Origin of the sequence: Nostoc sp. PCC 7524, from assembly GCF_000316645.1 — a bacterium.
Classification (GTDB): Bacteria; Cyanobacteriota; Cyanobacteriia; order Cyanobacteriales; family Nostocaceae; genus Trichormus.
Genome location: NC_019684.1, coordinates 201,829 through 225,261, shown reverse-complemented (window position 1 = coordinate 225,261; position 23,433 = coordinate 201,829). Strand labels below are relative to the sequence as shown.

22 protein-coding genes are annotated in these 23,433 nt (G+C 43.1%); 5 read left to right on the top strand and 17 right to left on the bottom strand.

Features of this window, described 5'->3' with window-relative positions; translation table 11 throughout:
• Positions 1–135 precede the first annotated feature (135 nt).
• The 8 genes from NOS7524_RS00975 to NOS7524_RS00940 all read right to left on the bottom strand — a co-directional run bounded on the left by NOS7524_RS00975 (position 136) and on the right by NOS7524_RS00940 (position 9,678).
• A complete protein-coding gene (locus NOS7524_RS00975) occupies positions 136–1,527 on the bottom strand; it encodes a UDP-glucose dehydrogenase family protein (protein WP_015136584.1) in 1,392 nt (463 codons plus the stop codon).
• Between the two features lie 105 nt (positions 1,528–1,632).
• The gene (locus NOS7524_RS00970) at positions 1,633–2,568 is read right to left on the bottom strand and encodes a UDP-glucuronic acid decarboxylase family protein (protein WP_015136583.1); all 936 of its coding nucleotides are present in this window, start codon (positions 2,566–2,568) and stop codon (positions 1,633–1,635) included.
• A 462-nt stretch (positions 2,569–3,030) separates the two neighbouring features.
• Positions 3,031–5,166: a cation:proton antiporter domain-containing protein gene (locus tag NOS7524_RS00965; protein ID WP_015136582.1), complete on the bottom strand. Its 2,136-nt coding sequence runs from the start codon at positions 5,164–5,166 to the stop codon at positions 3,031–3,033.
• Positions 5,167–5,311: 145 nt separating this feature from the next.
• Positions 5,312–5,968: an HAS-barrel domain-containing protein gene (locus NOS7524_RS00960; RefSeq protein WP_015136581.1), complete on the bottom strand. Its 657-nt coding sequence runs from the start codon at positions 5,966–5,968 to the stop codon at positions 5,312–5,314.
• A gap of 76 nt (positions 5,969–6,044) precedes the next feature.
• A complete protein-coding gene (locus NOS7524_RS00955; RefSeq protein WP_015136580.1) occupies positions 6,045–6,242 on the bottom strand; it encodes an NAD(P)H dehydrogenase subunit NdhS in 198 nt (65 codons plus the stop codon).
• Between the two features lie 129 nt (positions 6,243–6,371).
• A complete protein-coding gene (gene rodA / locus NOS7524_RS00950) occupies positions 6,372–7,688 on the bottom strand; it encodes a rod shape-determining protein RodA (RefSeq protein ID WP_015136579.1) in 1,317 nt (438 codons plus the stop codon).
• Positions 7,689–7,787: 99 nt separating this feature from the next.
• The gene (locus NOS7524_RS00945) at positions 7,788–8,858 is read right to left on the bottom strand and encodes an Mrp/NBP35 family ATP-binding protein (RefSeq protein ID WP_015136578.1); all 1,071 of its coding nucleotides are present in this window, start codon (positions 8,856–8,858) and stop codon (positions 7,788–7,790) included.
• A gap of 298 nt (positions 8,859–9,156) precedes the next feature.
• Entirely contained in the window at positions 9,157–9,678 is a 522-nt protein-coding gene (locus NOS7524_RS00940) for a hypothetical protein (RefSeq protein WP_015136577.1), read from the bottom strand.
• 380 nt (positions 9,679–10,058) lie between these two features.
• On the opposite strand from NOS7524_RS00940, the gene hemF reads away from it, so the two are divergent.
• Both hemF and NOS7524_RS00930 read left to right on the top strand, forming a co-directional pair.
• Complete coding sequence (gene hemF, locus NOS7524_RS00935; RefSeq protein ID WP_015136576.1) at positions 10,059–11,102, top strand: oxygen-dependent coproporphyrinogen oxidase; 1,044 nt, start codon at positions 10,059–10,061, stop codon at positions 11,100–11,102.
• A gap of 419 nt (positions 11,103–11,521) precedes the next feature.
• Positions 11,522–11,890, top strand: a complete 369-nt coding sequence (locus NOS7524_RS00930; protein WP_015136575.1) for an STAS domain-containing protein — start codon at positions 11,522–11,524, stop codon at positions 11,888–11,890.
• A gap of 292 nt (positions 11,891–12,182) precedes the next feature.
• On the opposite strand, the gene NOS7524_RS00925 is transcribed toward NOS7524_RS00930, so the two are convergent.
• The gene (locus NOS7524_RS00925; protein ID WP_015136574.1) at positions 12,183–12,776 is read right to left on the bottom strand and encodes a chromophore lyase CpcT/CpeT; all 594 of its coding nucleotides are present in this window, start codon (positions 12,774–12,776) and stop codon (positions 12,183–12,185) included.
• A gap of 163 nt (positions 12,777–12,939) precedes the next feature.
• Here NOS7524_RS00925 and psb29 point away from each other — a divergent pair, with 163 nt between their 5' ends.
• Positions 12,940–13,647, top strand: a complete 708-nt coding sequence (gene psb29 / locus NOS7524_RS00920) for a photosystem II biogenesis protein Psp29 (protein WP_015136573.1) — start codon at positions 12,940–12,942, stop codon at positions 13,645–13,647.
• A gap of 126 nt (positions 13,648–13,773) precedes the next feature.
• On the opposite strand, the gene NOS7524_RS00915 is transcribed toward psb29, so the two are convergent.
• From NOS7524_RS00915 to NOS7524_RS00905, 3 genes are all read right to left on the bottom strand, one after another.
• A complete protein-coding gene (locus tag NOS7524_RS00915; RefSeq protein ID WP_015136572.1) occupies positions 13,774–14,139 on the bottom strand; it encodes a phage holin family protein in 366 nt (121 codons plus the stop codon).
• Positions 14,140–14,520: 381 nt separating this feature from the next.
• Entirely contained in the window at positions 14,521–15,168 is a 648-nt protein-coding gene (locus NOS7524_RS00910; RefSeq protein ID WP_015136571.1) for an ExbD/TolR family protein, read from the bottom strand.
• Positions 15,169–15,248: 80 nt separating this feature from the next.
• Positions 15,249–15,986 carry a MotA/TolQ/ExbB proton channel family protein gene (locus tag NOS7524_RS00905; protein ID WP_015136570.1) on the bottom strand — a complete coding sequence of 246 codons (738 nt, stop codon included), beginning with the start codon at positions 15,984–15,986 and terminating at the stop codon, positions 15,249–15,251.
• Between the two features lie 214 nt (positions 15,987–16,200).
• Between NOS7524_RS00905 and NOS7524_RS00900 the strand changes: the two genes are divergently transcribed.
• Entirely contained in the window at positions 16,201–16,500 is a 300-nt protein-coding gene (locus NOS7524_RS00900; RefSeq protein WP_015136569.1) for a YkvA family protein, read from the top strand.
• Between the two features lie 339 nt (positions 16,501–16,839).
• Entirely contained in the window at positions 16,840–17,805 is a 966-nt protein-coding gene (locus NOS7524_RS00895; protein WP_015136568.1) for an aldo/keto reductase, read from the top strand.
• Between the two features lie 8 nt (positions 17,806–17,813).
• Here NOS7524_RS00895 and NOS7524_RS00890 read toward each other — a convergent pair whose 3' ends face one another.
• The 5 genes from NOS7524_RS00890 to lpxC all read right to left on the bottom strand — a co-directional run bounded on the left by NOS7524_RS00890 (position 17,814) and on the right by lpxC (position 23,320).
• Positions 17,814–19,100, bottom strand: a complete 1,287-nt coding sequence (locus tag NOS7524_RS00890) for a DNA cytosine methyltransferase (RefSeq protein ID WP_015136567.1) — start codon at positions 19,098–19,100, stop codon at positions 17,814–17,816.
• A 209-nt stretch (positions 19,101–19,309) separates the two neighbouring features.
• On the bottom strand, positions 19,310–20,473 hold the full coding sequence (lpxB, locus tag NOS7524_RS00885) for a lipid-A-disaccharide synthase (protein ID WP_015136566.1): 1,164 nt from the start codon (positions 20,471–20,473) through the stop codon (positions 19,310–19,312).
• Positions 20,474–20,689: 216 nt separating this feature from the next.
• Positions 20,690–21,508, bottom strand: coding sequence for an acyl-ACP--UDP-N-acetylglucosamine O-acyltransferase (lpxA, locus tag NOS7524_RS00880; RefSeq protein ID WP_041555062.1), 819 nt, complete (start codon positions 21,506–21,508; stop codon positions 20,690–20,692).
• 340 nt (positions 21,509–21,848) lie between these two features.
• Positions 21,849–22,382, bottom strand: coding sequence for a 3-hydroxyacyl-ACP dehydratase FabZ (gene fabZ, locus NOS7524_RS00875; RefSeq protein WP_015136564.1), 534 nt, complete (start codon positions 22,380–22,382; stop codon positions 21,849–21,851).
• Positions 22,383–22,468: 86 nt separating this feature from the next.
• Positions 22,469–23,320: a UDP-3-O-acyl-N-acetylglucosamine deacetylase gene (gene lpxC, locus NOS7524_RS00870; RefSeq protein ID WP_015136563.1), complete on the bottom strand. Its 852-nt coding sequence runs from the start codon at positions 23,318–23,320 to the stop codon at positions 22,469–22,471.
• Positions 23,321–23,433 lie beyond the last annotated feature (113 nt).

The following is a 23,433-nucleotide window of genomic DNA, read 5'->3' as shown; positions in this document are numbered from 1 at the left end:
TAAGGCAAGCAGGGGAGCAGAGGAGTAGAACTTTTACCAAGTTCCTAATAACTATTGCCTAATAATGAAATACCGCCCAGATGATTCTAAGCGGTAGTTTAATAGAGTTATAAAACTAAATTAATTACTTAATCTCTATCGTCCAACACCTACGTATTGGAATCCAGCCCTGATCATAGTTTCGGGGTCAAGGAAGTTACGACCATCGATAATTACGGGGTTGTTCATCAGTGTTGCCATCTTAGCGTAGTCGAGAGAGCTAAACTGCTGCCATTCGGTGACAAGTACCAAAGCGTCGCAGCCATCAGCCAAGCGTTCCGCATCGGTTTCTACTAACACGCCAGAAAGGCCATGACGCATTCCTGTTTGGGAAATGATGGGGTCGTAGGCTTTGACTTTAGCTCCCAAGCGGTTGAGCTGCTCAATTAAGTTCAGTGCTGGTGCATCGCGTAAGTCGTCGGTATCAGGCTTGAAGGTCAGACCCAACAGACCCACTGTTTTACCTTTGAGGATTTTCAGGGCTTGCTGGAGTTTTTCCAGAGCAATGAGACGCTGACGTTCGTTGACGCTGACAGCAGATTTTAACAACTGAGCTTCATAACCATAGTCGTCAGCTGTGTGAATCAAGGCGGAAACATCTTTGGGGAAGCAGGAACCACCCCAACCAATGCCAGCTTGTAAAAACTTGTTACCAATCCGAGAGTCTAAACCAATACCTTTAGCAACTTGGGTAACATCAGCACCAACGCGATCGCAAATGTTAGCTACTTCGTTAATGAAACTAATTTTGGTTGCTAGAAAAGCGTTAGCGGCGTATTTAATCATCTCTGCCGAGCTGAGGTCTGTCGCTAGCACAGGTACAGGAGGTAAAGATTGGTCAACAGCAAATTTGCGCTCAACAATCGGGGCGTACAATTCTTGCATCATAGAGATGGCTTTGGTGCTATTACCACCTAGAACAATGCGATCAGGGTTAAATGTATCGTATACTGCCGAACCTTCCCGTAGGAACTCTGGGTTACTGACTACATCAAACTGAGGTACAAGTTCAGGTAATTTATCATCACTAGCTACTCCACCTGCTGTCACCAGGGTTTTCTGGCGTTCAGCGATGCCATCTAAAACGATCATTCGCACCCAGTCACCTGAACCGATGGGTACTGTAGACTTATTAACAATGACTTTATAACCACCATTGAGGTTAGCACCAATACCACGAGCTACTGCTTCCACATAACGGGTATCACTTTCACCAGTGGGTAAGGGTGGTGTGCCTACGGCAATAAATAAAATTTCTCCGTGGGCTACACCTGCTGCTAAATCTGTGGTAAATTCAATCTTCCCACTTTGAATCGCAGACTGCATAATTTCCGATAGTCCAGGCTCAAAAATTGGTGACTGCCCAGACTTCATTAACTTGACTTTTTCTTCGTTATTATCCACACAAATCACATCATGTCCGATGTGAGCCAAGCACGCACCTGTAACCAAGCCAACGTAGCCAGTACCTATGACGCAAACACGCATTGTTTAACTCCTCACTTTTTTAGGGTTATTCTTGAAAAATCGAGTGTAAATACACACTCATACTCTGCCAGGGAATACCCTCACTGACTGAGTAAAGCTTGAATCCTAGACTTTATTGTTGATGCGATCGCGGAAATCTTCTATTGTCAGTTTTAACCCTTCTTGCAGAGGAATAGTAGGTTCCCAATTTAACAGGGTTCTTGCTTTAGTAATATCCGGTTGACGACGACGTGGATCGTCAGCAGGTAAAGGCTCAAACTTAATTTCTGCATCTGGATTAATTAAATTCTGCACAGCTTGAGCTAATTCTAAAATCGTGTATTCACCGGGATTCCCCAAATTGACTGGGCCGATGTAGTCACTATTCATCAGGCGGATAAAGCCTTCCACTAAGTCAGAAACATAGCAGAAACTACGAGTTTGCGAACCATCACCGTAGACGGTTAAGGGGATACCTCGTAAGGCTTGAACAATCAAGTTACTCACTACCCGCCCATCGTTTTCTAACATCCTGGGGCCATAGGTGTTGAATATACGGACAACTCGAATATCAACTTTATTTTGTCTGTAATAATCAAAGGCCAGCGTCTCAGCAATTCTTTTACCTTCGTCGTAGCAAGAACGCAGCCCGATAGGATTAACGTTACCTCGATACTCTTCTGTTTGGGGATGAACCTCTGGATCACCATATACTTCGCTAGTTGAAGCTAGGAAAAACCTAGCTTTAACACGTTTAGCCAACCCCAACATATTGAGTGTACCCATAACGTTAGTTTTAACGGTTTTTACTGGGTTGTACTGATAGTGTACTGGGGAAGCTGGACAGGCTAGATGGTAGATTTGATCTACTTCTAACCGAATTGGTTCAGTGATGTCATGACGGATGAGTTCAAAGTTGGGATGATTCATCCATTTGAGGATGTTACGTTTATGGCCTGTGTAGAAGTTATCTAAACAGATGACTTCATGGCCTTCAGGTATTAATCGGTCAATAAGATGGGAACCAATAAACCCGGCACCGCCCGTCACCAAAATTCTCATATTCTCTTAGTTGCTTACAGATATTGCTAGCTGCTTTTGATATCGTTAATTTAGAATACCCAACCCATGTATGAAAATACAGAAGAAACAGGTAAATTCACAACTTAACAATTAAATTAGAGCAATCTTACTACGTATTTATCTTTGTTGCATTGTTTGCAATGCTGGGCTAATTCATATAGCAAAATAACAAACATCGTCTAATGTTTGTGCTTCTCTCACTGAGACTTCATCAAATCTTCAATAATATCCAGTATTTTGAAGAGGAAGTGTGAGGGTATAGGGATCAATGAAACTTTGATTATATAGTTGTAGCCAATGAGATTAGAACATTAGAAAATCATAAAACCATTACCATCAGAGGCTTTTAAACCTGTCACCCCTAAAGGAGTTCGCCACTTGCTATATGCCGGGGAACCATGCACGGCAGTTGCTCACCTGTCACCTGTCATTTGTATCCTGCTATACATTGGCAGTGTTATTGACAAATTCAGGTGTGATAACTCCTGTGGGTACGCGCTGAGGTTCGCTTAACATGACAATGGAGCAGGTTAGCTGGTTGGCTAGCTGAGTTGTCACATCACTCATTGCTAATCCACTCGGACTGGTACGATTACGTATAAAAGGTAACACTACTAAATCATATAATCTGGCTGCCTGCAAAATGGCTTGGGCAACGTTTTCGTGAGCAATAATTTGAATTTCTGGCGGATTGGGCAAAGCCAATTTAGAGACGAGTAAAGATAGATGCGATCGCCGCCCAGCGATTTTACTGGAACTGGTACGGCGATCGCACACATTTAATACGGTGACTTGGGCTTGATGAGACTCCGCCAACATTTGAGCAAACTGCACAGGCTGTAATGTGGGTGTAATTAAGTTTTCGACTGGTACTAAAATGCGTTGAATTTTTTGCGGTGAGTCTACTAACCTGGTGACTGCTACTGGACAATGGGCAGCCCAAAGTACATTATCAATTACATTGCCAAATAACCGCGCTCTCAAACCAGTGCGTTTACCCCAACCCATAATAATTAAATTGGCTTTTTGTTCGCGAGCTGCTCTGGTAATCCCTGGTGCAAAAGCATCATCAATGCGAAGTAATGGTTGTGCTTCTACACCTAAACCTTGACTGTGGGTGGTAGCTTTTGCTAGTAGCCGCTCACTTTTTTGTAGAGATGATTCTAATTGTGGTGTATCCATGTGAGCAGCCGCAGGTGCGATCGCTAGTGGGATAATTCTACCTTTTACCTGACGGGCTACTAATGCCGCCATTTCAATTAAATACTGCTGAGTTTGCGGATTATAAACAGGTACAACTATAGTAAATGGATGATTGCAGATTTCTGGAGGTGGTGGCTCAGATGAAGTTGCACAGACAGGTTCACTGACTGCTGGAGATGTTAAAGTTACGGCAGTGCGGTTGGTAATCAACGGACCCAAAATGGATGTAATTAACATTAAGATGACAAAACTGTTTAAGACTGCCGTTGATAATAATTCAGATCGATAACCGACAAAAGTTACTGCTAAGGTTGTACCCACTTGCGGAATTAATAATGACCACATGGTGAGTGTTTCTTGCCAGTTATAACGATAAATTAATTTTGCTGACCAAGCCGCAATAAATTTACTAACAATCAAACCAACTGTAATCAAAAAAATTAACTTAAAGGTAGAAAAATTATTGAGCAAATTAGGTAGATCAATTAGTAAGCCAAGATTAACAAAAAATATAGGGATAAATAAAACACTGCCAACAAATACTAATTTCTCTTTGACTGGTCCCTCACCTACAGCTTCATTAACTGCTAAACCTGCTAAAAATGCTCCGACTATTTTCTCAATGCCGATAAATTGAGCGCCCACTACAGCCAGAAAAACCGAGAGCAAAACAAATAAGAACTTATTGCCTTCATCATCTCCTGAACGCCGAAAAAATTCTTTCCCAGCCCAATCTAAACCCACCAAAATCCCCAGGGAGTAAATAATTAAGCATCCCAATAAGGTAAGTAGTTTTGCTAAAGTGAATGCCTTAACCTGAAAAGCTACACAAACTGCTAAGACTAGAAGTGTGCCAATATCTGTAAAAACTGTAGATCCAATTGTGATAGCAACAGCTTGGTTACTCACTACTCCCAAACGACTGACTATGGGATACGCCAAAAGAGTATAGGAAGCAAATAAAGACCCGATTAAAATTGAACTATTCCAACTAAAGTTAAAAATCCTTCCTATTAAGGTTCCCCACAAAAGTGGTATACCAAAAGTGAAACAGCTCAAGCCAAAGGCGCTTTTCTGCCGTCGCCGTAATTGCTCTATTTGGAATTCTAAACCTGCCACAAACATCAGATAAACCAAACCAATATCTGATAACAGGTTCATCATCGGTGATTCTTTATGAAAGAGATCCCAGCCTGATGGCCCAAGTACCACCCCAGAGAAGACTAAACCTACTAATATCGGTAATCTCAGCCGTTCAAATAAGATGGGTACTACTAAAATAACTACCAGTAAAATAGCAAAGGGAACAATTGGTTCCTTGCCGAGAACTGGGGAATTTGGTTCTAGAGCAAGAACTTGTAATATTCGTTCCATAGGTAGGGTTGAAAGGGGCAATTTTGAAGCTGTGATTACCTGTTAAAGTAATGTTATGAAATTATCAATAATGGTAAAAGCTAACCTGAACAATAAAAAAAGCTTAAATTAACACTATCTAGGCAATTATCTGTTAACTAACTACCTATGGGTGGATTTGGCTCAAAATGAACCGTAGGCGATCGTAGTCGTCTTTAAGTAGTACGCTCAGGGTACGTCCAGCTTTGATGAGCCAATCACGATCAGCTTTGCGTAACTGATATACTTCCCGAATGGCTGCGGCAGTTAAAGATTCTACTGGTGCGCCGTTGATCGCCAGTAGCGTCCGCAAAAAATCTAATTCTTCAGTGAATTTAACTATGACTTCTGGTTCGCACCGATAAACAGCTTGGTGAATTTGTGGGGGACGAGGTGGTAGATACTGATAAACCCTTTGGTTAGTACCTGAAATTAGGGCTGCTTGCTCAAATCCTACAATTGCCGCCCGAAATTCAGTTTTCAGCATGGCAAAGATTTGGGGTTGTTCTTCCCGCAAATCTTGCAATGATAACCCCAAAGCCACCGCCCGATGTACGGAATCAACGGGCATAGTAGTGGCATAATAGACTACAGCATAAACTTGATTACCTGACTCTTCATCCACCGCCCGCACCCAACTACCAAAAGGCGGCATACTTGGAAAGCTCAAGTCTTCCGGTTCTAAGCACTGAGCCAAAAATTCGGTAGAAGTAGTTTCGATCACCTCAGCAATGTGGTTAGGGTGGCGATCGCCTGTGTCAAACTGTGGTAAAGGAAGGCGCATCTTAAGTTATGAGTCAATAGTCAACAGTTAATAGTCAATAGTCAACTAGCTTTGGACTATTGACTATTGACTAAATTTATTTCCCTTTTTTCTTGCCAGTGGTAATTTCTACAGCTTCGAGTTCCGATAGGCGGAAGGTAATGATTTTATCCCAGTTACCGCCTTCAAACAACACAGCCACTTTGCCATCACTGACGCGCTGTACCAGTCCTTCATAGCGATAGTAAGTATCGGCGGGATTCTTAACGCGAACAGTTGCTCCAGGTAGTATCATGAGTTTTATCCTTGTTGATCTCCTGTTATTAGCTTAATACTTGTGATTAGTCTATAGTCGAGAGTCCAGAGTCAATAGTTCCAACTTTTAGTTTTTCAACTATTGCCTATTGCAAGAGAGCCTATTGACTTAAAAATAATACTTCTGGCGCTGTCGGAAATTTGCTACTGATTCTACTATTCCTAAAGCAATGAAATTAGTGAGCAAAGCCGAGCGTCCGTAACTCATCCACGGTAGGGGAATACCAGCTACAGGTGCTAAACCAACATTCATACCTACATTGACAATCAACTGAAACACAATCATTGACAAAACGCCAATCGCTAACAACGAACCAAAATTATCCTTGGCTGTTTGAGCTACGTGTAATAAGCGCCAGCAAATTAAACAAAACACAAACAAAACAATCAAACATCCCACAAACCCAAATTCTTCACCGACGGCGGAGAAAATGAAGTCTGTATGCTGTTCAGGGACAAAGTTGAGTTGTGTCATCGGCCCTTGAAACAAACCCCGTCCCCAAACTTCCCCTGCACCAATAGCAATTCGAGATTGATGTTGGTGGTATCCAGCACCTAATATATCTTGGTTGGGATTTAGAAAGGTGGTCAGTCGGGCTTTTTGATATTCCCTCAAAATATGGTTCCAAGCGAAAATTCCTAGTTCTCCACCCACCATATTGAGTGAGCAAGCACCAATACCACTAATGCCAAACCGTCGCCAAGGTAGGGTTTGCCAACCTACAATCCCCATAGCCACTGACCAGATGATACCTAACGGGCTGAGAACTATGTCGTCGAAGAAGATCCAAGGTTCTGATAACGGCCAGGAGATGCCAAACAAAATTGCTGCCACTACTGGAGAAATAAATAGTATTAACCAACCAGGGTTGGCGTTTGCCCAGTACAACATCCCTAAGACTATGGCTCCAAATACTAATGATGTTGCCAAATCAGGCTGAACAAATACTAATAACCAAGGTAGGGCAGTGAATGCCAAGGCACGGAAGAAGTTAGGTAGGTTATCAGCCGTCCGCTTGTGTAATAAAGCTGCTAAGGTAATAATTACCCCTATTTTGGCAAATTCCGAGGGTTGGACGTTAAAACTACCAATAGTGATCCACCGTTGCGCTCCTTTGGCGCTAGTACCGGCAATCATCACGATGATCAGACTCAGGTTGGTCAATGCGTATGTGACCCAATGCCACTGCAATAGATTTTCGTAACGACACCGAGCGATCAATAATGCTATCAAAACGCCGATACCGGCAATGAGCCAGTGCCACCACCAGTCTGTTACTGGTTGCTTGAGTTCTGTGCTGAGGATCATGAGGCCGCCAAAGACGCTGACACCTATGATCAACAAAAATAGGAGCCAATCTACTTGCTGCCACGGTTTAACCCAATACTGCCAGCGAATTTTGGGTAGCGAACGTTTTAACAACATTGTTTGTGTGAGGTGAAAGTTAAGCGTTGAGATGTACCACTATTAATAACTCTGTATTCCTAGGTTATGTCCTAGGAATCAGACAAAATTTAAAATTGCTTATGTCAAAGCTACGACTGACACTTTACCTGCAATCGCCAATGCGATCGCTTTTAAGGCTTTGGCTGAAGCTGAATCTGGATCAGCCACAACTATCGGGACACCATTGTCACCACCAACTCTAGTAGAAATCTCTAGGGGTACGCAACCCAACAAAGGTACGCCTAATTCTGCGGCAGTTTTGGAACCACCACCAGAACCAAAGATATCGTACTGTTTATCTGGCATATCTGGGGGGATAAAGTAGCTCATGTTTTCTACTATTCCCAATACAGGGACGTTCATTTGCTGGAACATCCGCAAGCCCTTACGGGAATCTAACAGTGCTACAGTTTGGGGTGTAGTTACAATTACTGCCCCAGACATTGGTACGGATTGGGTTAATGTTAACTGAGCATCACCAGTACCTGGAGGCATATCGACAATTAAATAGTCTAGTTCGCCCCATTGCACTTGATAGAGAAATTGGCGAATCACACCATTTAACATTGGCCCCCGCCAAATCACTGGTTGATCTCGGTCAATCAAAAAGCCCATTGAGACTAATTTGACACCATGATTAAAGGCAGGTTCAAGGACTTCGCCTTTATCTGTAGATCGCACAACAATTTGAGCATCCCCTAACCCTAACATTGTGGGATCATTAGGGCCATAGATATCCGCATCGAGCAGGCCGACTTTTGCTCCTGTTTGTGCTAGAGCTACAGCTACATTTACTGCTACCGTACTTTTACCGACTCCACCTTTACCACTGGAGACAGCCAGAATATTTTTAACTCCAGGAACACCACTGCGATCGGGTAAGCTTTTTTGCTGGGGTGTTTCTGCTGTTACCTCTACACTGACATCTGTCACCCCAGGCAGTTTTTTTACAGCTTTTTCACAGTCTTCCACAATAAATTCCCGCAGTGGGCAAGCAGGCGTAGTCAAAACCAAAGTGAAGCTGACTTTACCTGCTTCGATTTTGACGTTGCGAATCATGTTCAGTTCTACCAGACTCTTACGCAGTTCTGGATCTTGCACTGGCCGCAACACTTCTAAAACAGACTGGGCATCAAGGACATCGTACATAAAAATTCAAAATTCAAAATGAAGAAATGTAAAGCAATAATTGCTTAGTGTTTTCTCTGGGATCGGCGTAACAAAATTTAAAAAATTTTTATTATCACCTAATAAAATCTTAACTTTCTTTAGGAATGAAAGATTAAGGTTTGGGCATTGGGAATTGGGAGGGAGTCAATAGGCAATAGGCAATAGGCACCAGTGATTAATCATGAGTTTTTCTCCCTCTGCTCCCACCCTACGGGTAGGCTTACGCCATCGTAAGAGAAGCAAGCTACATCTTCCCCATCTTCCCCATCTGTCCTCATCACCAATCCCCAATCCCATGAAGTGGTTTTTTCTGTCCTGATACTGCTGGCAATGCTGTTTTCTCTACTGCTTCTACTAAAGAGCGTGCCACACGGTCTGCGTAGGGACGGGAAAATGACCAGATAAGGGGCGATAACCAACCCCGGAGGGTCACGGAATAAGATAAACAAGTACCACAGACGGTGGATTCTACTTGGTAAGTTACCCGTTCTTCTACCCCAGGAATTGCCATCACTCTGATACTCAGCATTTCCCTAGGGTTGACACGCTCCACGAAAATCCGGATGGGAATCGGTGAAAAGCGTGTTACCGCTTGATAAATCAATCCAGGTTTGGGTACTAATCCATAGGGGACATTAGTACTTTTGAGTAAGGGATGCCAGGAAACATCTGTTAAATCAACTACTTTTTGCCACAGTTCATCTACGGAAGCAGAACTAATTTCTCGATATGTTCGTACCAGAGAAACGCAAAACCGACGGTGTTTGCGGTGGACGAATTTGGATAACCAAGCTCTCATTTGCCTAATCCTCCTCGCTACACACTTGCTGGTAACTCTGGTATAGTCTGCTAATATGATTCACCCTTAAAGTACACTGTTTGCTGAGAGCCAGAAAGCTTCACCTCACGGTCAAGGTGTTTGGAGACTAATTCACCAGCGTCTGGTGTTAATACCAGAAGGTTCCCATCAAGAAGTACAACAAAAATTTAGTCAATATACAAGCCTATACGCATTTGAGGGAAAATAACTCTAGTCATGCCCAATGATCATGTAAATGTTTAACAAGCAAAAAGCTGTTTGGGCAAGTTGAGCCTGATTGTTGGCTCGTGCTGCCCACAAATTTTTCAACTGAAAATTTGTGGCTATTTTGAAAAACGTCATTTAGGTTCGGGAATCTCATGGTAACTAACTCGCAAACCCCAACTGTAGAAGCAAAATTATCCACGTCTTTACCAGGGACTGATGCTAAGGCGCGTGTCAGTCATTTTATGAAACAGTTACAAGATGACATTACACAAGCACTGGCACAACTGGATGGTGTGGGTACTTTTCATGAAGATAGTTGGGAACGTCCAGAGGGAGGTGGCGGGCGATCGCGTGTGCTGCGCGAAGGTGCAATATTTGAACAAGCAGGTGTAAATTTTTCTGAAGTTTGGGGTTCCCATCTGCCCCCTTCAATTTTAGCCCAGCGTCCAGAAGCAGAAGGACATGGCTTTTATGCCACAGGGACATCATTGGTGTTACATCCCCGTAACCCTTATGTACCAACTGTTCACCTCAACTATCGCTATTTTGAAGCCGGCCCTGTGTGGTGGTTTGGTGGTGGTGCGGATTTGACACCCTATTACCCCTTTGCAGAAGATGCGGCTCATTTCCACAAAACACTGAAGCAGGCTTGTGATCAGCATCACCCAGAGTATTATCCGGTGTTTAAACGGTGGTGTGATGAATACTTCTACCTCAAACATCGTGATGAAACACGCGGGGTAGGAGGTTTATTTTTTGATTACCAAGATGGCCAAGGAGTTTTGTATCGCGGTCCTAATCCCAAAGGGGAAGCAGCTAACTATAGTAACCAAGTGGGAGTACCAGCACAACGTAATTGGGAAGATTTGTTTAGCTTTGTACAAGAATCTGGTAAAGCGTTCTTACCTGCTTATGTACCCATTGTAGAACGTCGTCATGGGATAGAATATGGCGATCGCCAACGGAATTTTCAACTTTACCGTCGGGGTAGATATGTCGAATTTAACTTGGTTTATGACCGAGGGACAATTTTTGGCTTACAAACTAATGGACGTACAGAATCTATTTTGATGTCTTTACCGCCTCTAGTGCGTTGGGAATACGGTTATCAGCCAGAACCTAATTCCCCAGAGGCAGAACTGTATAATACTTTTCTCAAGCCCCAAGATTGGAGCAACTGGACACCAAGTACATAGTTTCAATATGCTGGCGAATTAAGAAACTTTCGTCAAATATGCACTGTTATGCCCTCCTGTGGAATAGTGCCTGAACTCATCTACCAATCAGCAACTCATCAATATGGGGTCAGTGGAAAAATTTTTTCCGTGATTTCAAACTTTGTGTATGGGTACTCAGCACTATTTTGGTGAGTTAAACTACTAAATGTAAGCACCTAGTTAAAAGCAGGTGACAAATTTAGCTGTATCTTGTTAAATTCAAGTTTCAGCACTAAATAGTCCTGTGATTGATGGGTTAAATAGTTGACTACTTGCCCAGAAGTGATGGCACTTAAGAGTAAGTAAAAATCGCTGTCAAAGCCATTACCCTGGCTCATCAATTTCAGGACTAAACCTAACCACAGTTAATGTTGAGATAAGTGCCACAGGGAGGCTTAGTGATTCAGATAGAACAAACAACCTATACCACTCAAGACGGTAATACTGTTATTGTCTTGACACCAGCAGGTCGCTTAGATATCACCACGGCTTGGCAATTTCGCCTGAAGTTACAGGAATGTATTTCTAAACTGAGTCGTCATGTAGTAGTGAATCTTGGCCAGGTAAATTTTATTGATAGTTCTGGTCTTACATCTTTGGTAGCTGGTATGCGTGATGCAGATAAAGTCAAAGGCAGTTTTCGCATTTGCAATGTCCATCCAGAAGCCAAGCTTGTATTTGAAGTCACAATGATGGATACAGTTTTTGAAATTTTTGAAACTGAGGAAGAAGCTTTAGAAGGAGTACCTCGCAGTATTGCTAGCTAAGAGAGTGCTGAGTAACGAGTGCTGAGTAACGAGTTCTGAGTTGCAAGTATAAATAATTGAAGCTGCTGTTCATGCCCAAAAATAGTCAAAAAGCCTTTTTTCTCAACTTAATTAATCAGTGATAATTTTCTCTTATAGCAAAAGGCAATAGGCACTCTTGCAATAGGCAATAGTAAAACCCATGCCATGAATGAGTTTGAGCTTTTAGTCATGTCCTAATCGCCTTGTCTACAGCTATAACTCAACACTCCACACTCAGCACCGGCTCAACGCCTCGCTCCGCTAACAGCACTTAATACTGTTCTCTTTTGGTATAGCAATAAGGGCCAACAATTGCTCCCCACGTTGCTTTACCTGTCACTTGGTCAATTCCTTTGTCGTAGGTATGTAATTCTGTGTGAGTAATTTCAAAACCTAAAGCAACTTGTACAAGATTGCCTTGGTAAGTGAAGGTGCAACGAGTATCCGTTGGGGGAGTAGCAATAAATTTATGTTGATTCACAGCTACTTCTTGCTGAGTCACCTGGAGGATACAACCAGGCAATAATTCTAATTGGTCTGGGGTGAGAGTTTTGAGTAAGTTAGGATCACGACCAGCCCCAATTAAAGCACTGGGATTTTTCGGCATATAGTATTGTACTTGCAGCGATGCCTCAGATTGACTAGGCATTAGCCGGAGAATGCGCTGGCGATAAGGACGGTCTAAATTCACAATGTTGGCTTGTTCAGCAAACAGTGTAATACTATCTTCTGTAAAGAGTTCAACTGGCCTTTGCCACAGGCGTAAATGAACATACCACACAGGTTCAGCCAACGCTTGTTGCTGATTATCAAATTCTCCCGCTAGGTACTTACCCAGAGTAATTAGTTGAGGTGAAAAGCTCATAAAGTAGACGCATGATTGCAAACATGGTCACACAATACAACAAATTGCTCTTAATTCTTGAGCCAAGAGGTTGATATCCCTAATTTTGCTAGGCAAAAACCCAACTTGGCAAAGTAGCCTTTAAGGTAGAAAATAATATAACGTCGCCCTTAACATTTTCTTTGTGAATAACGTCCGTACTGTCTCTGATACAAAGCGAACTTTCTACTCTCTACACACCCGACCGATTAACACAATTTATCGTCGGGTAGTAGAGGAGTTGATGGTGGAAATGCACCTGCTGTCAGTAAATATCGATTTTACTTATAATCCTATTTATGCCTTGGGCGTTGTCACTACATTTGACCGCTTCATGCAAGGCTACCGACCAGAACGAGATAAAGAATCGATTTTTCATGCTATATGCCAGGCTGTAGAACAAGAGCCACAACGCTACAGGCAGGATGCTGAACGGTTACAAAATTTAGCTAAAAGCTTACCAATCAGTGATTTAGTTGCCTGGCTAAGTCAAACTACTCATTTCAACCAAGATCCTGACTTACAAGCACAGCTACAAGCGATCGCTAACAATCCTAACTTTAAATACAGCCGCCTGTTTGCGATCGGTTTATTTTCATTACTGGAATATTCAGATCCTGATTTAGTTAAAGACGAAAAGCAGCGTACTGAGGCGCTTAAAAATATTGCGAATGGCTTACATCTTGCTGATGATAAACTCAGCAAAGATTTAGACTTATACCGTTCTAACTTAGACAAAATGACGCAAGCACTCACAGTGATTGCCGATATGATCTCAGCAGATCGTAAAAAGCGGGAACAGCGTCAACAACAATCAAGTAGCGTAGTTGCTCCCCCAACAGCCAACGAGTAGTCAATCGTCAATAGTCAATAGTTCAGGACTTACGGCACGAGACTATTCATCGTGGGAGGGTATAAGGGTATAAGATGTAAAGGTTTTGAACGCCTAAATCTCTATATCTTTTACTCTCCCTTGACCTTATATTCCTAGTAACTTGTAGATTAAGCTGTTGATGATAGTAAGGGCAATTGAGCCTAACACAGCACTCCAAATGCCGAAGCGCAAGCGAAAACCTTCTACTAACCAAGCAGCAATACTAAAGCAGACAACAGAAATCATAAATGTGAACAATCCCGATAACAAATTCAAGGTGAGTATATCGGGTACAACAAATATCAAGCGTAAAATAGGTTTGATTATTGCCGTTACAATACCTAAAACGGCTGCGGAAATAACCGCTTTTTGTGGTGTATCAACCTCAACGCCTAAAGGCAATTTACTGATAATCAACAAGCTGATAGATGTTACCACCCAAACAATTAACAGCGTCACAATTTCATTCATTGCCTTCAACCCCTGAAACGTGAATGGTGCTTGGCGATAAATTATTCACTGTATCGATAGATAAATTTTGTAATCAACCAATTATTTGTAAGTTACCAGAAGTTTTTTATTTATTCAGAATTTATTTTGTATATCTTTAGGTTTAGTTAGTCAAAAAGCCAAATATAAAGGAATTATTAAGATATTTATTCTTTTGATTTGAAGTGCTGAGTTGAGTAGGGAGTAGGGGAGCAGGGGAGTAGGGGAGTAGGGGAAGATGTAGCTTGCTTCTCTTACGATGGCGTAAGCCTACCCGTAGGGTGGGAGTGAGGGGAGACAAGGTAGACAAGGTAGAATTTTTACCCAGTCCCCAATCCCCAATCCCCAGTCCCCAATCCTTCTTTAGTTGGTATTCTCTGGTGCTACAGGTGTGACAGCAGGTGCTTGCGGTGCTGGTGCGTTAGGAATAGGAACATCTGGAGAAATACCTTGTCCCGTAGCTGGTTGATTGGGTATTGGTTGATTAGGAGCTGTAGGTAGATTGGGGTTAAATTCTGGTATTGGTGCTGTACCAGGGGCAATTGGGAAATTTGGAGGTGTAGACAAATTCGGCAAGTTTGGGATTTGTTGAGATGAACTAGGTATAATTCCTAAAAATACGCGATCGCCTCCTACTTGTCTGAGCAAATCTAATGTTTCGATCACATCATTGTAAGTTGCTGTACGGGAAGCGTTGAGGATTATAGTCCCAGAAGGGTTAACTTGCAAATAATCCCTTAACCTCTGCGCCAATTCCTCTCTTCTTACCAGTTGTTTTTCTAGATAAGTATTGCCAACAGCATCAATGGTGACAATTTGACTGGCACTTGGCGAATTAATATTAGACGCTGTACTGGTACTAGCTTTAGGTAAATCAACGTTAATTGCCTGTTGTCGCGTAAATTGCAAAGCTGCTAACAGGAAAAACGTCAAGATACAAAAAACTACATCTATCAAAGGAATGATTTGAATCTGTGCTTCTTCTACTTGAGTATGTAAATTAACTTTCATTATCTTATTCTTAGGCTAGGGCAGAAAATCAAAAATAAAAAGAAAAAGAAAGCCTGATGTATCAAGCTTTCATGGTGACATTAAGTTACAGGTGGTTCAGGCGGTTGAGGAAATTTGTTTCTACTGGATTTACCGGGAGGAATGAAAGCTTCCCGTGATGCTTCTTCTGATACCCTGACTGGTGTACTGTCGCTAAAATCAGGCGGGAACTGGCGATAAAGCAACTCTAATTCATTCCCAGCTTTGCGGAAAACCTTGACTTGATTGACTACAAAACCTTGAAATAATCGGTAAAATACCAAACTAACGATCGCAACTATTAATCCTGTAGCTGTACTAATCAAAGATTCACCAATACCAGTAGTTGTCCCAGCTACAGACTCAGTTCCCAAATCACCGATGCGGATTGAGCGTAGAGACTGAATCAAACCCAAAACAGTACCTAATAAGCCCAACAGTGGCGCAAGAGCAATTACAGCCTCTAACAGCTTTTCACCCCGCCGCATTCCAGCTAATTCATCTTCTGCGGTGGCTTCTAGTGCTAGCCGAAAAGTTTCTGTATCTGTTTTTTGGAGACGCAAGGGAGCGTAAAGAAATCGCCCAATAGGTTGATCTGTTGCTTGTTTAGCGATATCCGCAGCAACTTGCCAGTTATCCTGAGCTGCATCCAAGACACGCTCAAAGATTTCCTTTTCTTGAGTCAAAATTCGCAACCAAAACCAAAGCCGCTCAAAAATTACACTCAAAGATAAAATCGACAAAGCCAGCAACGGCCACATGGCTGGCCCGCCCTTATAAAACAAGTCTATGATATCCACTGTCTAAAATTCCTCCCTCCATTGCTGAAGCAAATAACCCAAAGCATCTTAATTCTAGAGATTAATGCACAATTACCATACTCTTGTAGAGAATCACAGGGTAGGTATTTGGCAAATTCATAATTAGCGTCTTCCCAACTAACTTGGGCGGTTATTCCCACCGGGAGTTTATAGCATAATTTGTCAAAATTAAAGTTAACTGGAGGGTTAAAACATGAACTTCTCAATCCAATCTTTGTATAATTGGTATCGCAATTTGTTGCGTAACCCCAAATATCGTTGGTGGGTGATTTTAGGGACAATCGTCTATATGCTCAGTCCCATAGATATTGCCCCCGATTTTATACCGATTGTGGGTCAGCTAGATGATGTTTTGTTATTGAGCATATTAGTGACAGAGGTATCTGGGCTAGTGATTGACGGTTGGAAAGCACGTAAAGGTGAAACCAATACCTCCACAGATTCTACCTCCACTGACGATACAATCGATGTTGATGCTGTCTCTCTTAAATAGTCGAGACTATCAAACTCAATTTTATCTACCCCCTGCTTTTGTGGTGCGATAGGCTACGCCTCAACTTAGGCGATCGCATCTGAATTATGAAGTAGGGGATATTTTGTATTCGTTTGAATTTACATTCTTAATTGCCTACATCCGGAAAATAGAGGCATAATCGGAATTTTTGATTTGGTCTAAATTGGAAGTTTGGCAAAAATATCTCAAATTGATTATTTAGATAATATCTGTATACTCTGTTAATGCTAAAACAGAAAAAATCAGTGATAAACAAATGCGATCGCTTGTGTCTTGTTATCGCTACCATACAAGAAAAGTAGTGATTTAGCCCTCAGTATGACAGCTAAACAGACACGGCGTAACTTTTTAATTACCAGTGCTGCTGTAACTAGCGGTATTATGGCATCTGCTGCATTCTCTAAAAATTCGACCAATACGGCTGCACCAGCCATATCAATGCCGGAGCGCATCTTGGGAAGCACAGGAGTGAAATTACCGATATTCGGGTTGGGAGGTGCAGGACAAACACCCTTATCTTGGCATGGCAAAGAGGGTGATGCTGTAACTCTAGTTCAGAAAGCTTTAGAACTTGGTATCCGCTACTTTGACACAGCCGCCAGTTACGGGCCGAGTGAAGATTATTTAGGCAAAGTGCTACCACCCCATCGCACCAAAATATTTTTAGCCAGTAAGACTGATCAAAGGGATCGGGATGGTGCTTGGCGAGAATTGGAGCGATCGCTCAAACGTCTCAATACAGATTATCTTGATTTATGGCAGTTACATCACGTTTCTTTTACGGAAGAACTCGATACCATCTTTAGTTCCTCCGGCGCGATTAAAGCTGTAGAAGAAGCGATCCAACAGAAATTGGTACGCTTTGCAGGTATTACCGGACATCATGAGCCAGAGGTAATTGCTGAAGGGTTACGCCGTTATCCTTTCCACACCACATTAATTCCTGTCAACGCCGCCGATAAACATCACCCCCGTCCATTTATTCCTGTAGTTTTGCCAGTGGCGCAAGCACAGAATGTGGGTGTGATTGCGATGAAAGTTCCAGCTTATGGACGCTTGTTTAAACCTGGTGGCTTGTCAGGAATGCAGCAAGCCTTGGGTTACACTATGTCTCAGCCTGGGGTGCATTGTTGCGTGATTGCGGCGGAAACGGTGGAGCAATTGGAGAATAATGTCAAAATTGCCCGTGCTTTTCAACCTTTAACAGAGCCAGAATTGTCAGCGATCGCTCAACGTACTGCTGACATCTGGGAAGATAGTACATTCTTCCGTGGGTGGACATAATACACACTTCAGGTTTCACTGTGAAAATACTGGGCAGCCTGGGTAATATTCAATTGCAGTAACTTCTCTGCTCCCAACTCGTAGCTAATACTGGGTTTCACAGGTAATATATTCAAATTACGAATAATCTCTGCTGCTACAACCTTAGCTAGTAATGGTGGAACAGAGTTGCCAACTTGGCGGAACCCGTGCCATTTGGTGACATGAAATCGAAACCAGTCTGGGTAAGAATGGAGGCGTGCAGCTTCCCTAACTGTGATACATCGGGGTGTAAATGGATGAATTGGTCTTGGAGAGGTAAAAGAACCTTTGTATTTATCTGTTCCAGCTCGTAAGGTATTACAAACACCAGCCGGATGTAATTTATGAAAACGGCTAATAGGTTCTCTTTCACCGGGAATGGTAGCAGCAAAACGCTCAATGGTAGGCTGTGAGTGTTTTGTCCTCAGACTAGAAGAAAGAATGCGAGCATCGAATTGGCGAGGGTAAGAATAATCATCTGCTAAAGTGCTGATACCACGCAGTATGGCAGCATAATCACTAGGTTTAGCATACTCACCTATTACCCAATCTCTGTTTAATAACTCTAAGTAATGTTCTGCTTCTGGTAAATCGCCAATTGCCTGCCAAACAGTGGGACAAACTGGCAAATCAGAATTTTGACACCCAGATTTATGCGGTTGTGCTGGTTGGGTAATCGGTTGAGGATATTTTGGTAACTTGACATCCTGCCGCGCACCCAGGAGAAATAATCTTTCCCGCGCTTGGGGTACACCGTATTTAGCTGCATTGAGGATTTTGTAATTTTCTTCTACTTGATAGCCAATAGCTTTAAACTCAGCAATTAAAGTTTGGAGAATTTGTTTGTGTTCACCAACTGTAATTCCCCGGACATTTTCCATTACAAAAAACTTTGGTTGTAACTCTAAAACCAACCGATGAAAGTGAAATACTAGGGAGTTACGCGGATCATCAAAAACCCGCTTGCCCATGAGGGAAAAACCTTGACAGGGACTACCACAAATTACTGCATCAATTTCGCGATCGCCTATTTTTGATCTCAGACGAATTTCTGTACCCGTGGTGTGTTCAACACTTTGACATAAAACCGTGCAGAAAGGAAAGTTAAACTCGTGGGTGGCGCAGTGAATGGGGTCAATTTCTACCGCCGCTAACACATCAAAGCCAGCCTGCTCAAAACCAAGGGTCATGCCGCCTGCACCCGCGAACAAATCTACTGCGATGGGACGTTGACGCAGAGTGCTGGATGCTGAGTTCTCAGTGCTGAGTCTCATTGTATGAACTCTGAAACAGGAATTTTCCTGCAATTATCTAGGTAATTTATGCTATCACAAGCAGATTTTTTAACGCAAAGGAGCGCAGTGAACCAGCGTTGTAGGAGGGTTTCCCTCCGTAGACGACTGGTGTTAGCGCAGCGTTAGCGACGCTAGGAGCGTCACCCAAAGGGAGGTTGACGCAGAGGGAGGCAAAGTTTGTCATCTACTCAGGATTTAGAAACCATTTGCAAGATTTCTTGGGCAGCGCGATCGCATACTCCCAATTCTCCTAAACACTGCCGCATTTGCTGATAATCTGCCAACATCTGCTCTCGGCGTTCTGGATTCACTAATATTTCCATTGATGCTTGGATAATATTCTCTGGTGTGGCTTCTTCTTGCAGTAGCTCTGGCACAATCGATTTCATCTGCACTAAGTTGACTGGTGAAGCAAAGGGAATTGAACCTTTGAGGGTTTTCCGGGCAATCCAGGCAGTTATGGGACTCAGGCGGTAAACTACAACTTGCGGCACGTTTAGTAATGCGAGTTCTAAATTGACTGTGCCGGATTTGGTAATGGCGAAATCAGCAGCCGCAAAAATCTCTTTTTGTTGACCTGATACAACTGTAGCCCGCAGTCCATAAGATTTGACTGCCTCCTCTATGGGCTGTCTGTAGGCTTCTAGAGATAGGGGAATCCAAAAATGAGCTGTTGGTAATTTAGCTTGAATGGTTTGGGCAGCTTGAAAAATTATCGGTAAAAGATATTTAATTTCTTGACGACGGGAAGCGGGGAGAAGTGCGATCGCAGTTTGTTCTGGTGTAATGTCCAATTTAGCACGCGCTGCTTGACGACTGGGTGCGTCCTGCATCCGATCAATTAACGGATGACCAACCCAAGTAACGTTAGCTCCATTGTTACTAAAATAACGTGCTTCTTCAGGAAATATAGCTAAAAGTTTGTTCGTAAAGCCGACAATACGGGAAGTATTTCGTAAGCTTTCCGACCACACCCAATCTTGAGGAGCAATGTAATATACCACAGGCACTTGGGAAAAATTTTGTTGCATATAAGTACCAATGCCGAGATTGGGTCCCATGTAATCAATCAGCACTACTACATCTGGCGGATTTTGTTTGAGGTAAGTGAGGGCTTGCCGTTGTACTACAAGAGTCGGCAAAACATAGGGCAGAGCCTCTAACAGTCCCATGGAGCCAATACTGCTGGTATTGCCCAAAATAGTTGCCCCTGCTTCTGCCATTTTGTCGCCACCCAAGGCCACTATTTCTAAATCCAATCCAGCAGCCACAGCTTGACGCTTCAGTGCCTCAATCAACAGCGCCCCTTGCAAATCGCCAGACACTTCACCAGTGCTGATAAATATCCGCATTTTTAATTAGTAATAATGAATAAAATTTAGTGAATAGGGATTGGGGATTGGGGACTGGGGATTGGGGACTGGGTAAAAATTCTACCTTGTCTACCTTGTCTGCCTTGTCTCCCCTCACTCCCACCCTACGGGAAGCAAGCTACATCTTCCCCTACTCCCCTACTCCCCTGCTCCTCTGCTCCCCTGCCCCTCTGCCCCTCTGCTCCCTCTCCCTGCTTATGAATCATCACTCCCGCCTGATTTACCTCTACCAGGAATTAAGCCGCGTCTCCCTGGCATTTGCGACAGCAATAAAAAGCGCCGCAGTTGTTGCAATTCTTCAATATCTCCTAGGGATTCTAGCTGTTCTAAAGCTTCCTTAAAGGTCAAGCTAGAACGGTAGAGAATCCGAAAGGCTTTTTTGAGGAGTTGTAAATCGCTGGCTGCCATCCCAGAGCGTTTGAGTCCTACTAAGTTGAGGGTTCTGATGCGTCCAGGATTGCCCTCTACTAGCATATATGGCGGCACATCGCGGTCAATCCGTGCCATGCCTCCTACCATTGCGTGTCTACCAATATGCACAAATTGATGGACACCTAAAACTCCGCTTAGTCTAGCACGTGATTCTATGTGGACATGACCAGCTAAAGCAACAGAGTTAGCGATCACTACGGAGTCTTCAATGACGCAGTTATGAGCTATATGAACATACGCCATCAGTAGGTTGTTATTACCGATCACCGTGGCTTCTCCTGCACCAGTGGCACGGTTAATGGTGACGTACTCACGAATCAAATTGTTATCACCGATTCTGACCCAGGTTGGTTCTCCCACAAACTTGAGATCCTGGGGTTCCATGCCGATCGCTGCACCTGGAAAAATTTGATTTCCTGCCCCAATTTCACAAGGCCCTTCTATGACTGCATGAGCGCCAATAATAGTGTCAGCACCAACTTTAACGTTTGCTCCAATCACAGCATAAGCACCGACTTGCACCGTTGGGTGTAGTTCCGAGTTTGGATGAATTACAGCAGTTGGATGAATAAGCGTTTTCAAGGGTAAATCTCCAGAACTGTCTTGATGAGCCAGTGCCGTGCTTTGAGAGCCAAAGTTGAGACGACTGGCATAACTGATACCAATTCAAAATTCAAAATTCAAAATTGAGAAATCCAGATTTTACAAAGGTTTCAGGATTTGGATTTGTTTCATGATTTTGGTGAATTGGTATAAGTGTGTGAGTATTCAGTAGAAAAATGTCGGGCAAGGCAAAGTGTGAGGGCAGTGAAAATCAAGAAATTATCCGATGCTCTTGTGAGTGTTTTTTTTAACTGCTCCCCTTTTCTGGGATTCAGTAAAAGTACATTACGGCTGTACTATACACCACAACAGCCCAATTCTAATTAACTAGAGAAAACATTAGTTCGCCTTCTGCGGCCAGTTGACCGTCAACTTCGGCACGCGCTTGCATTTTACCGAATCGACGTTGTTTGATCCACAACAGTTCCACCGTCATCACTAGCTGGTCTCCCGGTACTACTTGGCGACGGAAGCGGACTTTATCAATACCCGCAAACACAAACAGTCCCCCCTCTAATCCCGGCAGTTGTGTCATGACAACGCCGCCGACTTGTGCCATTGCTTCGACAATTAGCACACCCGGCATCAGTGGTCTACCTGGGAAATGACCTGTGAATTGCGGTTCGTTGATCGTAACATTTTTAATACCTACAGCCCGGTTTCCTGGTACGTAGTCAATAATTTTATCTACCAGTAAAAACGGGTAGCGGTGAGGTAGTAATTTCTGAATTTCTTCCGATGAGAACGTTGTTTTAATCTCAGGTGTAGTTTCAGTATTCGATGTGGGTGCGATGGGCAAAGCCCCACCGGAGGCTAACGCGTCTGGGCTATTCACTTCAGAAAGGATTGACATTAGGGGTGTGTTGGATTTTGAATCTAAGCATTGAGTAGGTTAGCGTAACTATATCTAAGAATTTGGCATGAGATGAGCGCCATCATCTAGCGGCTCAAAGCTAAAATTCTTTGTGCCAGTTGAACGTGCAAGTTATGGCTGGCCTTATACGCTAAGAAGTGAGCGCGGGGAAAATATCCCAGTAAACTCAAATCTCCTACTAGATCCAAGATTTTATGACGTACTGGTTCATTTGCAAATCTTAATGGTGGATTTAACCAGCCATCAGGGCCACAAACCAGGGCATTATCCAAACTACCACCTTTAATTAACCCAGACTTCTGTAAATATTCAATTTGTGGCAATAAACCAAAAGTCCGTGCAGGTGCAATTTCTTCAGCAAAGCTAACAGATGTTGTTTCTAATTCAGTAGAAACAGCCCAACTGTGCCATTGATTACCAATCGCAGGTAAGTCAAAGTCAATACCATAACTAAAGCGAGTTTCTGGTGCGGGGAGAACGCACACAAAGGCATCATCCTGATGTATCCAAATTGGTTCTTGAATAGCTAAGGTGTCTGGTTGGTTAATATCTGTTTGTGTGACTAAACCAACTTCAGCAATTCTAGTTACCCAAACCTTGGCTGAACCATCTAAAAGCGGTACTTCTGAACCATCAATTTCGATGCGGGCATTATCTACACCCATAACTGCTAAGGCTGCTAGCAAATGCTCGACTGTACGAACACAAGCTTCACCTTTGCCCAACTGCGTCGAAAGCACAGTTTGATTAACTGCTGCGACTTGGGCTGGTATGATTGGCAAATCCGGCAAATCCACCCGTACAAAGTAGCGTCCAATACCCGCATCTGTAGGTAATATCCGCACCTGGGTACTAACACCGCTATGCAGCCCTACTCCAGTTTGGGTGATTCCCGCCGCTAGAGTGTGCTGTGGCATAGAAAAAAACCAAGTATATGATAATTCTTTGTATTCATGCTAACTACTGGTAAATACCCTGATAGAAAAAGGGACTGGGGACTGGGGAGCAGAGGAGAATAACTATTGCCTAT

What these genes read in the sequence shown, in the direction of transcription:
- NOS7524_RS00960 (WP_015136581.1), bottom strand. Translation starts at nt 5,968, where the DNA reads ATGCGCCTTCCTTTACCACAGTTTGACACAGGCGATCGCCACCCTAAC.
- hemF (WP_015136576.1), top strand. Translation starts at nt 10,059, where the DNA reads ATGGTAACTAACTCGCAAACCCCAACTGTAGAAGCAAAATTATCCACG.
- NOS7524_RS00910 (WP_015136571.1), bottom strand. Translation starts at nt 15,168, where the DNA reads ATGAAAGTTAATTTACATACTCAAGTAGAAGAAGCACAGATTCAAATC.
- fabZ (WP_015136564.1), bottom strand. Translation starts at nt 22,382, where the DNA reads ATGTCAATCCTTTCTGAAGTGAATAGCCCAGACGCGTTAGCCTCCGGT.
- NOS7524_RS00965 (WP_015136582.1), bottom strand. Translation starts at nt 5,166, where the DNA reads ATGGAACGAATATTACAAGTTCTTGCTCTAGAACCAAATTCCCCAGTT.
- NOS7524_RS00975 (WP_015136584.1), bottom strand. Translation starts at nt 1,527, where the DNA reads ATGCGTGTTTGCGTCATAGGTACTGGCTACGTTGGCTTGGTTACAGGT.
- lpxC (WP_015136563.1), bottom strand. Translation starts at nt 23,320, where the DNA reads ATGCCACAGCACACTCTAGCGGCGGGAATCACCCAAACTGGAGTAGGG.
- NOS7524_RS00955 (WP_015136580.1), bottom strand. Translation starts at nt 6,242, where the DNA reads ATGATACTACCTGGAGCAACTGTTCGCGTTAAGAATCCCGCCGATACT.
- NOS7524_RS00970 (WP_015136583.1), bottom strand. Translation starts at nt 2,568, where the DNA reads ATGAGAATTTTGGTGACGGGCGGTGCCGGGTTTATTGGTTCCCATCTT.
- NOS7524_RS00895 (WP_015136568.1), top strand. Translation starts at nt 16,840, where the DNA reads ATGACAGCTAAACAGACACGGCGTAACTTTTTAATTACCAGTGCTGCT.
- rodA (WP_015136579.1), bottom strand. Translation starts at nt 7,688, where the DNA reads ATGTTGTTAAAACGTTCGCTACCCAAAATTCGCTGGCAGTATTGGGTT.
- NOS7524_RS00900 (WP_015136569.1), top strand. Translation starts at nt 16,201, where the DNA reads ATGAACTTCTCAATCCAATCTTTGTATAATTGGTATCGCAATTTGTTG.
- NOS7524_RS00940 (WP_015136577.1), bottom strand. Translation starts at nt 9,678, where the DNA reads ATGAGAGCTTGGTTATCCAAATTCGTCCACCGCAAACACCGTCGGTTT.
- NOS7524_RS00925 (WP_015136574.1), bottom strand. Translation starts at nt 12,776, where the DNA reads ATGAGCTTTTCACCTCAACTAATTACTCTGGGTAAGTACCTAGCGGGA.
- NOS7524_RS00915 (WP_015136572.1), bottom strand. Translation starts at nt 14,139, where the DNA reads ATGAATGAAATTGTGACGCTGTTAATTGTTTGGGTGGTAACATCTATC.
- NOS7524_RS00945 (WP_015136578.1), bottom strand. Translation starts at nt 8,858, where the DNA reads ATGTACGATGTCCTTGATGCCCAGTCTGTTTTAGAAGTGTTGCGGCCA.
- NOS7524_RS00890 (WP_015136567.1), bottom strand. Translation starts at nt 19,100, where the DNA reads ATGAGACTCAGCACTGAGAACTCAGCATCCAGCACTCTGCGTCAACGT.
- lpxB (WP_015136566.1), bottom strand. Translation starts at nt 20,473, where the DNA reads ATGCGGATATTTATCAGCACTGGTGAAGTGTCTGGCGATTTGCAAGGG.